Below are 13,595 nucleotides of genomic sequence, written 5' to 3'. Positions count from 1 at the left end.
CGACACGCACGACACCCACGCGACCTGCGCCGACCACACGAAAGAGCGCCCGGAGCATGATCACTCCGGGCGCTCTTTCCCCTGCCACTTGACAGGAATCAGTCACATATCAGCTGATCTGCTGCACGGGCTCCGTGTCGGCCAGGGGGCTCGCATCGCGGCCGCGCAGGTCGGGGTGCCAGCCGTGGAAGGCGCTCGCGACGATGACGCCGAGGAGGGCGAAGCCGATCGCCGTGTAGAACCCGCCGAGCGGCCCGATCTCGTCGATGAGGAAGCCCGCGACGGCGGAGCCGAAGGCTGCGCCGATGAGCTGGCCGGTGCCGAGCCACCCGTACGCCTCCGCGGTCTCGCTGAACTTCACGCTCGCCGAGACGATCGCGAACATGACGGCGAGGGCGGGCGCGATGCCGATGCCCGCGATGACGAGCGCGAAGGCGAGCCACCAGAACTCGAGGGCAAATGGCGCGGCGGCCATGCCGACGAAGAGAATGCCCATGCGCCGGGCGAGCGCCCAGGGGCCGATCGGCAGATGGCCCATCGACAGCCCGCCGATGAGCGAGGCGATCGCCCAGATGCCGAAGAGGATGCCCGCCTCTGCGCCCTCCTCGCCGAACACCGCGACGACGCCGACCTCGATCGACGCGGCCGAGCCGATGAGCAGGAAGCCCGTGATGGTCGACAGCAGCACGGCGCGGTTGCGCAGCACGACGCCCATGCGACGCCGACTGCGCGGAATGCGCACCTTGCCGACCTCGGGGCACGCGATGAACCACGTTCCGCCGCCGATGAGGAACACCGCGGCGACGGCGATGGCGATGACGCTCGAGACCTGCGTGGCGAGGAAGACCGTCATGACCGGCCCCATGATCCAGATGATCTCCTGCGCCGAGGCGTCGAGCGAGAACAGCGGCGTCAGCTGGCGCGAGGTCACCATCTTGGGGTAGATCGTGCGCACGGCGGGCTGGATCGGCGGGGTCGACAGCCCCGTGACGAGACCGACGATCATGTACAGCCAGATGGGCATGGGTGCGAAGGCGATGAGCAGGATGCCCGTGGCGCACACGATGAGCGTGACGACGAGCACGGGGCGCATGCCGAGGGCTCCCATCCACCGGCTCGTGAGGGGGCCGGCGACCGCCTGGCCCACGCTCGTCGCCGCGAGCACGAGGCCCGCGGCCGCGTAGGAGTCGAAGATGCCCTCGATGTGGATGAGGAAGGCGAGCGAGAGCATGCCGGAGGGCAGCCGGGCTGTCAGCTGCGCAGAGATGATGCGCGCCACGCCGGGAGTTCTCAACAGGTCGCCGTATCCACTCACAAGGGCACCAGCCTAGAGCCTGTTGGCCAGGTGGACACATTCCCGTATCTCCGGGCGGGGAAGGGTCTCTCGTGCCGTGTCGGTGGTCGCTGAAAAGCTGTGCATAACCGGGCGAACTTATGCACAGCTGTGGACGACACGCCCACTACATCTTGGGTGTCAAGAATGTCCGAGCCCCGCTATATAGTGATGGAACCGCGCGGGGGGAATCGCGCGATCGGCCCGGGATTCCGGGCTTTTTCTGACCACAGACGGCTCCAGCCGCATCGAAAAAAGAATGGCGCCGACGGCGGCGTAAGAAGGAGAGTGGGCCACGTGAGCATCACCGTTGTCAAGCGCGATGGAAGCCGAGAGGCGTACGACGCCAACAAGATCAACCTCGCCATCGAGCACGCCGCGCAGGGCCTCGACGACAACATCACGTGGGTGACGCAGATCGCGAGCGAGCTCGAGCTCACCCTCTTCGACGGCATCACGACGCAGCAGCTCGACGAGGCCGTCATCCAGGTCGCCCTGCAGAACGTCAAGGACGACCCGGCGTTCGACACCGTCGCCGCGCGCCTCCTGCTCAAGACGATCTACAAGCGCGTGCTCGGCGACTACTCCACGCCCGACGAGCTGCGCGACCTGCACCGCGAGCACTTCGCCGCGTACATCCAGCGCGGCGTGAGCGAGAACCTGCTCGACTCCCGCTTCCCCGACGCCTTCGACCTCGAGGCGCTCGCCGCCGCGCTCGACCCCGCGCACGACGACCTGCTGAAGTACATCGGCGTCGTGACCCTCAACAACCGCTACGGCATCAAGGCACGCAACGGTCAGCCCCTCGAGACCCCGCAGTACTTCTGGATGCGCGTGGCCATGGGCCTCTCGCTCAACGAGGCCGACCCCACGAGCCACGCCATCGCGTTCTACAAGAAGATGTCGGCGCTCGAGTACCTCGCCGCGGGCTCCACGCTCGTCAACGCTGGCACGAGCTACCCGCAGCTCTCCAACTGCTTCGTCATGGAGATGCAGGACGACATCGAGCACATCGCTAAGAGCGTGCGCGACGTCATGTGGCTCACGAAGGGCACGGGGGGCATCGGCCTCTCCGTGACCAAGCTGCGCGCGCAGGGCTCGCCCATCCGCTCCAACAACACGACCTCCACCGGGCCGATCCCGTTCATGCACACGATCGACTCGGTGCTGCGTGCGGTCAGCCGCGGCGGCAAGAAGTTCGGCGCCCTGTGCTTCTACATGGAGAACTGGCACATGGACTTCCCGGAGTTCCTCGACCTGCGCCAGAACTCCGGCGACCCCTACCGCCGCACGCGCACCGCCAACACGGCCGTGTGGATCAGCGACGAGTTCATGAAGCGCGTGCAGAACGACGAGGACTGGTACCTCTTCGACCCGCTCGAGGTGAGCGACCTCAACGAGCTCTACGGCAAGGCCTTCTCCGCCCGCTACGCCGAGTACGTGGCGATGGCCGAGCGCGGCGAGCTGAACATGTTCAAGAAGATCGGCGCGCGCGAGCAGTTCAAGCAGATCCTCATCTCGCTGCAGTCCTCCAGCCACCCGTGGCTCACGTGGAAGGACACGATCAACAACCGCGCGATCAACAACAACACGGGCACCATCCACCTCTCGAACCTGTGCACCGAGATCTGCCTGCCGCAGGACCGCGACAACATCTCGGTCTGCAACCTCGCCTCCATCAACCTCAGCCGTCACATCGTGGATGGCCGGCTCGACTTCGCGAAGATCGCCGAGAGCGCGCGGCTCGCCGTGCGCCAGCTCGACAACCTGATCGACATCACCGTGTCGAGCGTCGACGAGGCCGACCACGCCAACACGACCAACCGCGCGATCGGCCTCGGCGTCATGGGCTTCACCGACGTCGTCGAGAAGCTCGGCTACTCCTACGACTCGGAGGAATCTTTCGACCTCATCGACGAGATCATGGAGCACGTCTCCTACGCGGCGATCGACGAGTCGGCCGAGCTTGCGAAGGAGCGCGGCTCCTACGACAACTTCGCCGGGTCGCGCTGGTCGCAGGGCCTCGTGCCACTCGACACGATCGACCTCACCGAGGCCGACCGCGGCGTCGAGGTGCAGGTCAACCGCACGACGCGCCTCGACTGGGACGCCCTGCGCGAGAAGGTCAAGGGCGGCATGCGCAACGCGACGCTCATGGCCATCGCACCCACGGCATCCATCGGCCTCGTCGCCGGCACTACGCCGGGTCTCGACCCGCAGTTCTCGCAGATCTTCAGCCGCTCCACGAGCTCGGGCAAGTTCCTCGAGGTCAACCGCAACCTCGTCGAGACGCTGCGCGAGCGAGGGCTGTGGGAGTCGGTGCGCGAGTCGATCCTGCGCAGCCAGGGCGACATCCAGGGCATCAGCGCCATTCCCGACGACGTCAAGGCCACCTACAAGACGAGCTTCCAGCTCTCGCCGTACGCCTTCCTCGAAGTCGCGGCGCGTGCCCAGAAGTGGATCGACCAGGCCATCAGCCGCAACATGTACCTCGAGACGCGCGACGTCGACGAGATGCTCGACATCTACTCGGCCGCGTGGAAGAAGGGCGTCAAGACGACGTACTACCTGCACATGAAGCCGCGCCACACCGCCGAGCAGTCGACCGTCAAGGTCAACAAGTCGGAGACCGTCGGCGGCGACGGTTCGAGCACGCGGCGCAAGGGCTTCGGGGCCGCATCGGCCGGCTCTGCCGCACCCGCGAGCACCGAGACCGAGACCGTCGGCGCGTCCGGGCCGAAGCGCGGCTTCGGCTTCGGCGGCGCGGGAAAGTCGGCGGAGTCCTGATGCGCACTCGAAGGCTGCGCGATCCCCAGGCTTCTGGAGGGGCGACGAGCGAGGTGGACTACCTCGTGCCGATCGACCCGATGGACGAGTTGCACTGCGAGAGCTGCCAGTAGGCGCAGCGTTCGGCACGAGCATCCACCCCTGTTTGCTCCCTATTGACCCGCACCGGCCACCGGTGCACTGACGACCAGAAAGACGAGTTCTTGACCATGGGCATTCTCGGCACCGGCATCCAGGAGGGCTTGCTGCTCAAGCCCGTCACCTACAAGTGGGCGATGGAGCTGTACGACCAGGCGGTCGCCAACACGTGGTTCCCCAACGAGATCCAGCTCGGCGAAGACATCGCCGACTTCAAGAAGATGACCGACGAAGAGCGTCACGCGATCACCTTCCTGATGAGCTACTTCAACCCGAACGAGCTGCTCGTCAACAAGGCGCTCGCGTTCGGCGTCTACCCGTACATCAAGGCTCCCGAGGCGCACCTCTACCTCGCGAAGCAGATGTGGGAAGAAGCGAACCACTGCATGAGCTTCGAGTACGTGCTCGAGACCTTCCCGATCGACCGTACGGCCGCCTACGACTCGCACGTGAGCGTGCCGTCGATGGCGCGCAAGGAGGAGTTCGAGGTCAAGTTCATTACCCGCATGACGCAAGACACCCTCGACATCACGACCACTGAGGGCAAGCAGGACTTCATCCGCAATCTCGTCGCCTACAACGTCATCCTCGAGGGCATCTGGTTCTACTCGGGCTTCATGGTCGCGCTCTCGTTCCGCCAGCGGAACCTGCTGCGCAACTTCGGCTCGCTCGTCGACTGGATCGTGCGCGACGAGAGCCTCCACCTGAAGTTCGGCATCAACCTCATCCTGACCGTGCTCGAAGAGAACGAAGACCTGCAGACGGAGGAGTTCGCGAACGAGATCCGCCAGATGATCCTCGACGCGGTCGAGATGGAGGAGCAGTACAACCACGACCTCCTGCCGAACGGCATCCTCGGCCTCAACGCGAACTACATCAACCAGTACGTGAAGTACTTGGCCGACCGTCGCCTCGAGGAGCTCGGCTTCGAGACGGAGTACAACGTCTCGAACCCGGCGAAGTGGATGGCGACGGCGAACGACACGCTGCAGCTCGTCAACTTCTTCGAGTCGACGAACACCTCGTACGAAGTCAACGCGAAGACCTCGGCCTAGTCGCCGACCGCCCTCGCGACCGACCACCGCGGCCCGTGCCCCACGCTGACACCCTCTTCCTGGGAGGGGTCGTCTACCGGGGGCCGGGCCGCGGTGTTGCGCGCGCCCCCGAGCGGCTGCAGGTCGCCGTCGTCGACGGGCGCATCGCCGCGATCGACACCGACCTGAGCGCGTGGCGCGGGCCGGCCACGGACGTGGTGGATCTTGCGGGTGGGATGCTGCACGCCGGGTTCGTCGACGCGCACATCCACCCCATCCAGGGCGGGCTCGAGCGACTCGGCTGCGACCTCACCTCGGCGTCGACCGAGGCCGAGTACCTCGAGGTCGTCGCGCGGCATGCGCGGGAGCATCCGGCCCGCAGTGACGTGTCGGGCAGCGAGTGGATCACGGGCGGCGGCTGGAGCATGAGCTCCTTTCCCGGCGGTACGCCCACCGCGGAGGCGCTCGACGCCGTCGTGCCCGGCCGGCCCGTGCTGCTGTTCAACCGCGACCACCACGGGGCGTGGGCCAACACGGCAGCCCTGCGTGTGGCAGGCATCGACGCCGAGACGCCCGACCCGGCTGACGGGCGCATCGAGCGCGACGCCGAGGGGCGCCCCACCGGCACGCTGCACGAGGGCGCCACGCGTCTCGTCTCGCAGTTCACGCCGCCGACCACGGCCGAGGACGAGCACGCCGCGCTGCTTGAGGCGCAGCGCTACCTGCACTCGGTCGGCGTGACGGGCTGGCAGGACGCGATCGTCGGCTCCTACTTCGGCGCCTCCGACACGGCGCTCGTGTACGCAGCCGCGCTCGAGAGCGGCGAGCTCACGGCCGACGTGGTCGGGGCCATGTGGTGGGATCGCGATCGCGGCACCGAGCAGGTGCCCGAGCTCGTCGCCCGCCGCGACGCTCTCGCCGCCCGCCTTGGGCCCGCCGCGCGCTTCCGACTCTCCGCCGTCAAGATCATGGCCGACGGCGTCGTCGAGAACGGCACCGCGTCGATGCTCGAGCCGTACCTCGGGCCCTTCGGCGCGAGCGAGAACCCGCGCGGGCTCCCCTTCGTCGGCGGGCAGGCGCTCACCGACGCGATCGTCGCCCTCGACGCGGCGGGGCTCTCCGTGCACGTGCACACGATCGGCGACCGCGCCGTGCGCGAGGCGCTCGACGGCTTCGCGGCGGCGCGCGTGTCCAACGGCTGGGCAGACCGCGAGGCGGCGGATGCGCGGCGCCACCATCTCGCTCACCTGCAGTTCGTGCATCCCGACGACGCGGCGCGGTTCGCCGAGCTCGGCGTGACCGCGAACGCGCAGGCAGTGTGGGCCTGCCACGAGCCGCAGATGCGCGAGCTCACCCTGCCCGTCGTGGGTGCCGAGCGCGGCGCGCAGCAGTACCCGTTCGCGAGCATCCTGCGTGCGGGCGTCGGAACGGAGGGGCGGGATGCTCGGCCGGTGCTGTGCGCGGGCAGCGACTGGCCCGTCTCCACGCCGGACCCGTGGCAGGCGATCCACGTCGCCGTGAATCGGCGCTTGCCCGCCGACGACCCCGAGTTCGACCCCGAGCCGCTCCTCGCGCACGAGGCCCTGACCCTGGCCGAGGCGCTCGGCGCCTACACGGCCGGGTCGGCGTGGATCAACGGGCGCGGGCCTGGCGACCCCGAGGTCACGGGCGTCATCGAGGTCGGGGCCGTGGCCGACCTCGTCGCGACCGACCGCGACGCGTTCGCGGGGCCCGCGGAGAGCATCCACGCCACCCGCTGCGTGGGCACCTGGGTGGCGGGCCGACTCGTGCACGGCTGAGCCGGTCGTCGGGCGCGCGGCGCGCTCAGCGGTGGATCGGCGTGCTCTCGAGCGCACGCACTATCGCGGCGTCGCCCGTGATGCGGAACCGGTCGGGCTCGTCGAGCGCGCTCGCCCGCTCCCACAGGAGGAGCAAGAGCACGGCCGCCGACCCCTCGATCGTTGCGGTCACCTCCGTGTCGTCGTCGAGCGACCAGTCGGGCGCGAGGGTCCACGTGCGGTCGATGTCGGTAGCGGCGAGGCGCACGGTGCCGGGCAGGGGGTCGAGTGACGACCGGCTGCGGGCGAGGAACACCTGCAGGAACTCGTCGAGGCCGTCGGAGGCGAGCTCGGCATCGAGTGCGGTCGGCACGGCGAAGTGGGAGGACGGGGGAGTGCGCACGTCGAGCAGGTGCTTGAGCGACTCGAGCACCATGCGGCGCCGCCAGAAGGCGGTCGTGCCGGTGGTGCCGCCGATCACCCAGCACTCGCGGTCGTCGCTCTCGAGCTCGGCGAGCAGCTCGTCGCGAGCATCCCGCAGCACCGTCGTCTTGGTGTCGTCGTCGAGAGGCGACTCTGCGCGATCGGCGGGCGCGCCGGTGCGCACGATCTCGGTGACCCAGCGGTAGACGGCGGTGACGTGGCCCGCGACCGCTCCGACCGTCGGCCAGAGGGCCGAGTGCACGGCCTCCTCGGCGCTGCGCGCATCGACCTCGTCGAGGAGCGCGGACGAGAGGTGGTCGAACCGGGTGAGAGAGCGGCGTGCTGTCTCGTCCATGCCGCGAGCCTAGCCGCCGGGGAGTGGTTCAATCGTGGTGTGGACACTCGCGCCGATCGGATCACGCTGCAGTTCTTCGCCGAGCCCATGGACGCCGCCGTCGGCGGGCAGACCGTCGCCGCCGGCAGCGTGCTCGAGTGGATCGACAAGGCCGGCTACGCGTGCGCCGTCGGCTGGAGCGCGAGCTACTGCGTGACCGCCTACGTCGGCAACGTGCACTTCACGCGGCCTATCGCGCCCGGCGACCTTGTGCAGGCGCACGCGCGCATCGTCCACACGGGCCGCACGAGCATGCAGGTGCTCGTCGTCGTCGAGGCCGCGAGCCCGCGCACGCGCGAGTTCTCGATCGCGACCCACTGCATCCTCGTCTTCGTCGCTGTCGACGAGAACGGGGCATCGACCCCTGTCCCCCTGTGGGAGCCGAGCACTGAGGACGAGCGTTCGGCCCGGTCCAGCGCCGAGCGTCGAGTCGCGCTGCGCGGGATCATTCGCGAAGCGATGCATGCCGAGAGCTACACCGAGGCGGGCACCGCGCCTCGCACCGTCTTCCGCTTCCTCGCCTCGCCGTCGGTCGTCAACTGGGGTGGCAACGTGCACGGCGGCACGGTCATGCGCTGGATCGATGAGACGGCCTACGCCTGCGCGGTCGGCTGGTCGAGCGAGAACGCCGTCGCCGTCTACTCGGGAGGCATCCAGTTCGCCCGGCCGATCGCCATCGGCGACCTCGTCGAGGTGACAGCGCGCCTCATCCACACGGGCGAGCGCTCGATGCATATGGCAGTGCACGTGCGTGCGGGCAGCGCACGTCGGCCCTCCGAGCTCGAACTCACGACGACGTGCATGAGCGTCTTCGTTGATCGGGGGGAGACAGGGCGCGCACTCCCGGTGCCAGCGCTGACCCTCGACTCCGACGAAGACCGCCGGCTCGACGAGCACGCTGTCGAGCTGGCCCGTCTTCGCCGCCGTGTTCCGCCGATGCCCGACTCTCTCCTCGCGTTGGGAGGGCGTGAGGGTTAGAGTCGGCGGCACACGAGATGACGAGGAGATGGTGATGGATCTGGGGGCTTTTTCTGTGAGTCTGGCCGTGAAGGATCTGGCGGCGTCACGCGAGTTCTACTCCGCCCTGGGCTTCGAGGTCGTCGGCGGGCAGGCCGAGGAGGGGTGGCTGATTCTGCGCAACGGGACGACGAACCTGGGCCTGTTCCAGGGAATGTTCGAGGGCAACATCCTCACCTTCAATCCGGGGTGGTCGGCCGAGGCGCAAGACGTCGACCCTTTCACCGACGTGCGGCAGATCGAGACGTCGCTGCTCGATCGGGGCATCGAGCTCGACGAGAAGGTTGCCGCCGATGGCGAGGGCCCCGCCCACATCACGCTGCGCGACCCTGACGGCAATGCGATCCTCATCGACCAGCATCGCTGAGAGCGAGGGGGCCGGGCCACGATTCCTACGGAAGCCGGTACGTTCACTCACCTCCATCGTCATCTGGATACTCGTCGCGGGAATCGCCGCCTTCGAGCTACTGCTCGTTTCTCTCTACTCGCGCCCAGACGCCGTTGACCGTTGCCGGCACGTGGTGCCACCGCCGGGCTTGCCCCCGGAGACCGTGCCCGAGAGCCTTGACCCCGTCGCACGCTTGTCCCTCTGGCCGCTGGGACTCGAGTGCTCGTACTCAGCCGGCGGTACAACCGTCGTGGCCTCCCCGGACTGGGTCGCCACCATCGTGGGAGTGATCGGATTCTGTCTGGCTGTCGTCGGAGTCTGGATCGTCACTCGCCCAGCTACGCGCAGGCGCCAACCACGGCAACTACACACGGAGTAATGCCTGATGTTCCGTTCAGGCTCTCAGCGCCTTCCGGATGCGCTGCACCGAGATCGGTCCGCGGGCTCCGAGCTGCTGCGCGAAGAGTGACAGCCGCAGTTCTTCGAGCATCCACCGGGCTTCCACGATCTGAGCTGGCGAGTCGGAGGCGAGGGGCAGAGTCCCGCCCGCGCGGCGGTAGAGCTCGGCAGCCTCGGCGACCTCGAGCATCCACGCGCGATCGCGCCCGAGGTTCTCGGCGAGGCGCTCGACGCGGTAGCTGATGCCCCGCACGTAGACGGCAAGGCGCGGGAGGCGCTCGAGCCCCGTGCGCCCGATGAAGCCGTCGAACACGAGCGCGTTGAGCTGCTCGCGCGCGTCGGCGAGCGGCGCCATGAGCGCGAGCGAGGAGGCGCGACTGATCGCCGCGTCGGCCTCGCGGGCCGCCGCGAGCACTCCGGCCACCGTTGAGACGACGCCGAAGAGACGGTCGGGCAAGCCCGCGTTGACGCGATCGCGCACGGCCTCGAAGGCGGCGAGGTCACGGGGGACACCGGACGCGGCATCCAGTTCTGCGTCGATGACGGCGCGCAGCGCGTCGTCGATGAGCGCGGCCGTCGAGCGGTAGGGCGATGCGCCGAGGCTGAGCTTCTCGGCACTCGTCAGGTGCTCCTGGATGTAGGAGAGGGGCGAGTGCACGCCGAGCTGCACGAGGCGGCGCACGCCCGCGCGGTGGGCGCGGTCCTGCTCCTCAGGCGTCGCGAGCACGCGCACGGCAACGCTCGCGCCCTCGTCGACGAGCGCCGGGTAGGCGCGGATCGTCGTCTCGCCGCGACGCGTGTCGAGCTGCTGCGGCAGTCGCCCGCCGTCGCCGATCGAGGCTTCCCACGCGGTGATACCGCGCTCGATCGGGTTCGGGGCCGCCGCGGTCGCGACGCGCGCGACCGAGTCGCGCGTGCGCTCGCGCAGCTTCGCCTGCAGCGCGCGCAGGTCGGTGCCGCGCGCGAGGCGCCGCCCGCGGTCGTCGACGACCGCGTAGCCCATGCGCAGGTGGGCGGGCAGTCGGTCGAGCTCGAAGTCATCTGGGTCGACGGGCGTGTACGTCTGCCGCCGGATCTCCTGCGCGAGAAATTCGGTGAGCGGCAACTCGCGCAGGTCGGCCCCCGGCGGCACGGCGTCGAGCAGTTTGCGGGCCCAGTCCGCCGCGGGCACGACGTTGCGGCGGATCGCCTTCGGCAGCGTCTTGAGCAGCGCCGTCACGAGCTCGTGCCGCAGGCCGGGCACCAGCCAGTCGAAGCCGCTCTCGTCGAGGCGCGGCAGCAGCGGCAGCGGCACGGTGACGGTGACGCCGTCGTCGGCGGCACCGGGCTCGAAGCGATAGCCGACCGTGAGCGTCTGGTCACCCAGCGTGAGCCGGGTCGGGTAGGCGTCGGCGTCGTGCTCGGGCTCCTCCTCGACCTCCACGAGGTCGGCGCGGCGCAGCGTGAGCAGGTCGGGATGCTCGGCTCGAGCATCCCGCCACCACCGCTCGAAGCGGCGCACGTCGGTGACGTCTGCGGGAATGCGTTCCTCGAAGAACTCGACGATGCGCTCGTCGTCGAGCAGGATGTCGCGGCGCCGGCTGCGCTCCTCGAGCTGCTCGAGCTCACGGCGCAGGGCCGCGTTGTCGCGCAGGAACGCGGTGATGCGCTTGTCGAGCCGACTGACATCCCAGTCGCCCTCGACGAGGGCGTGGCGGATGAACAGCTCGCGCGCGAGCGGCACGTCGAAGCGCGACAGCTGCGCGCGGCGGCGCGGCACGATCGGCACGCCGAAGAGCGTGATCTTCTCGGTGACGACGGCGGAGCCTTGGCGTTTCTCCCACCGCGGCTCGCTGAACTGGCGCTTCGCGAGGTCGCCCGCGAGGGGCTCGGCCCACGCCGGGTCGATGACGGCGACCGTGCGCGCGAAGAGGCGGCTCGTTTCGACGAGCTCGGCGGCCATGACGGCGTCTGGCTGCTTCTTCGCGAGACCCGAGCCGGGGAAGAGCACGAAGCGGCGCTGTCGCGCGCCGAGGTAGTCGCGCTTCGCGGGGTCTTTCAGGCCGATGTGCGAGAGGAGGCCGCTCAGGATCGCTTTGTGAATCGCTGTTGCGTCGGCTCCGTCTACTCCGTCTGCCGGATGCTTGCCGACGCCCTTCGTCTGCCGTCTGACTTGCCTCTCAACATCCGCCCACTCCCGAATGCGCAGATAGTTGAGGAACTCAGCCCGCACCTCCTTGCGGAACTGGTTGCCGCTGAGCTCGCGCTGCCGCTTCTGCAGGTGGTTCCAGAGGTTGAGCAGCGAGATGAAGTCGCTCGTCGGGTCGCGGAAGCGGTTGTGCAGCTGGTCGGCGCGCTCGCGCTTCTCGACCGGCCGCTCCCGCGGGTCTTGGATGCTCAGCCCCGCGACGATCGCGATGACCTCCCGCGCAACCCCGAGCTTGGATGCTTCGACGACCATGCGCGCGTAGCGCGGGTCGAGCGGCAGCTGGGCGATCTCGCGGCCGACCTTGGTGACGCGCGGCTCGCCGTCCTTCGTGGTGATCGCTTGCAGTTCCGTCAGCAGGTCGAGCCCGTCCTTGATGCCGCGCTTGTCGGGCGGCTGCAGGAACGGGAACTGCGCGATGTCGCCGAGGCCGAGGGAAATCATCTGCAGGATGACGGCGGCGAGGTTGGTGCGCAGAATCTCGGGGTCGGTGTACTCGGGCCGTCGCTCGTAGTCGGCCTCCGAGTAGAGGCGGATCGCGATGCCGGGGCTCGTGCGCCCCGAGCGGCCGGAGCGCTGGTTGGCGCTCGCCTGCGAGATCGGCTCGATGGGCAGGCGCTGCACCTTCGCGCGCACGCTGTAGCGGCTGATGCGCGCCGTCCCGGTATCGACGACGTAGCGGATGCCCGGCACCGTGAGACTCGTCTCCGCGACGTTGGTCGCCAGAATGATGCGGCGCCGGATGCCCGGCGAGGGCCGCTCGAAGACCCGGTGCTGCTCGGCCGCACTGAGGCGGCCGTACAGCGGCAGCACTTCGGTGGCGGCGCCGCGCGGGCCGGCGCTCGCGAGGTGCCCGCGCAGGGCATCCGTCGCGTCGCGAATCTCGTTCTCGCCGCTGAAGAAGCACAGCACGTCGCCGTCGCCCTCGAGGCCGAGCTCGTCGACCGCGGCGATGAGGCCGTCGAGCATGTCGATGGCCTCGCCGGGGGTGCTGGGGCCGTCGCTCTCGTCGTCGTCGGGATCCGTGAGGTTCTCGATGTCAGCGCCGTCCGGGACGAGCGGGCGGTACCGGATCTCGACGGGGAAGGTGCGGCCGCTCACCTCGATGATCGGGGCGGGCTGGCCCTGCGCATTGGCGAAGTGCGCGGCGAAGCTCTCGGGGTCGATCGTGGCGCTCGTGATGATGACCTTGAGCTCGGGGCGGCGGGGGAGCAGCTGCTTGAGGTAGCCGAGCAGGAAGTCGATCGTGAGGCTGCGCTCGTGCGCCTCGTCGATGATGATCGCGTCGAAATTCTTCAGCTCGCGGTCGCCGCGGAGGGCGGCGAGCAGGATGCCGTCGGTCATGAGAGTGACGCGCGTGTCGCGGCCCACCTGGTCGGTGAAACGCACCTTGTAGCCGACGAGCCCGCCGAGCTCGGTGCCGAGCTCTTCGGCGATGCGCTCGGCGACGGTGCGGGCGGCGATGCGGCGCGGCTGCGTGTGGGCGATGCGCTCCCGCCCGAGCTCGAGCAGGATCTTGGGCAGTTGCGTCGTCTTGCCCGACCCGGTCTCGCCCGCGACGATGACGACCTGGTGGTCGCGAATGGCGGTGGCGATGTCGTCGCGCCGCTGCGACACCGGCAGGTCAGCCGGGTAGTGGATGCGCGGCACGGGGCCGCTCGCGGGCGCAGTCATGAGCCCTTCAGTCTAGGGTCGCGCTCTGATCGTTCGGCTCGTCGG

8 protein-coding genes are annotated in these 13,595 nt (G+C 69.0%); 5 read left to right on the top strand and 3 right to left on the bottom strand.

The window, feature by feature from the left end; genetic code table 11:
- Nucleotides 1-109: 109 nt before the first annotated feature.
- Nucleotides 110-1,315, bottom strand: coding sequence for an MFS transporter (locus FK219_RS03005; protein ID WP_152582220.1), 1,206 nt, complete (start codon nt 1,313-1,315; stop codon nt 110-112).
- Nucleotides 1,316-1,630: 315 nt separating this feature from the next.
- Here FK219_RS03005 and FK219_RS03000 point away from each other — a divergent pair, with 315 nt between their 5' ends.
- From FK219_RS03000 to FK219_RS02990, 3 genes are all read left to right on the top strand, one after another.
- Nucleotides 1,631-4,120 carry a ribonucleoside-diphosphate reductase subunit alpha gene (locus tag FK219_RS03000; protein ID WP_328821583.1) on the top strand — a complete coding sequence of 830 codons (2,490 nt, stop codon included), beginning with the start codon at nt 1,631-1,633 and terminating at the stop codon, nt 4,118-4,120.
- A gap of 209 nt (nt 4,121-4,329) precedes the next feature.
- The gene (locus tag FK219_RS02995) at nt 4,330-5,313 is read left to right on the top strand and encodes a ribonucleotide-diphosphate reductase subunit beta (protein WP_152582236.1); all 984 of its coding nucleotides are present in this window, start codon (nt 4,330-4,332) and stop codon (nt 5,311-5,313) included.
- A gap of 35 nt (nt 5,314-5,348) precedes the next feature.
- Nucleotides 5,349-7,091 carry an amidohydrolase gene (locus tag FK219_RS02990; protein WP_152582218.1) on the top strand — a complete coding sequence of 581 codons (1,743 nt, stop codon included), beginning with the start codon at nt 5,349-5,351 and terminating at the stop codon, nt 7,089-7,091.
- A 25-nt stretch (nt 7,092-7,116) separates the two neighbouring features.
- On the opposite strand, the gene FK219_RS02985 is transcribed toward FK219_RS02990, so the two are convergent.
- Nucleotides 7,117-7,848 (bottom strand): maleylpyruvate isomerase N-terminal domain-containing protein, encoded by a 732-nt coding sequence (locus tag FK219_RS02985; RefSeq protein WP_152582217.1) that lies wholly within the window; start codon nt 7,846-7,848, stop codon nt 7,117-7,119.
- A gap of 39 nt (nt 7,849-7,887) precedes the next feature.
- On the opposite strand from FK219_RS02985, the gene FK219_RS02980 reads away from it, so the two are divergent.
- Both FK219_RS02980 and FK219_RS02975 read left to right on the top strand, forming a co-directional pair.
- Entirely contained in the window at nt 7,888-8,865 is a 978-nt protein-coding gene (locus FK219_RS02980; protein ID WP_328821582.1) for an acyl-CoA thioesterase, read from the top strand.
- A 55-nt stretch (nt 8,866-8,920) separates the two neighbouring features.
- Nucleotides 8,921-9,271, top strand: coding sequence for a VOC family protein (locus FK219_RS02975; RefSeq protein ID WP_328821581.1), 351 nt, complete (start codon nt 8,921-8,923; stop codon nt 9,269-9,271).
- A gap of 415 nt (nt 9,272-9,686) precedes the next feature.
- Here FK219_RS02975 and hrpA read toward each other — a convergent pair whose 3' ends face one another.
- Nucleotides 9,687-13,550: an ATP-dependent RNA helicase HrpA gene (gene hrpA, locus FK219_RS02970; protein ID WP_152582215.1), complete on the bottom strand. Its 3,864-nt coding sequence runs from the start codon at nt 13,548-13,550 to the stop codon at nt 9,687-9,689.
- Nucleotides 13,551-13,595 lie beyond the last annotated feature (45 nt).

Source organism: Microcella pacifica (assembly GCF_009371975.2).
Taxonomy (GTDB): Bacteria; Actinomycetota; Actinomycetes; order Actinomycetales; family Microbacteriaceae; genus Microcella; species Microcella pacifica.
The sequence above is the reverse complement of the archived record's forward strand: the minus strand, read 5'-3'. Positions and strand labels throughout refer to the sequence as shown.

Excerpts from the sequence above, each read along its gene's own strand:
- FK219_RS02995 (WP_152582236.1), top strand. The coding sequence starts at position 4,330 with ATGGGCATTCTCGGCACCGGCATCCAGGAGGGCTTGCTGCTCAAGCCC.
- FK219_RS02985 (WP_152582217.1), bottom strand. The coding sequence starts at position 7,848 with ATGGACGAGACAGCACGCCGCTCTCTCACCCGGTTCGACCACCTCTCG.
- hrpA (WP_152582215.1), bottom strand. The coding sequence starts at position 13,550 with ATGACTGCGCCCGCGAGCGGCCCCGTGCCGCGCATCCACTACCCGGCT.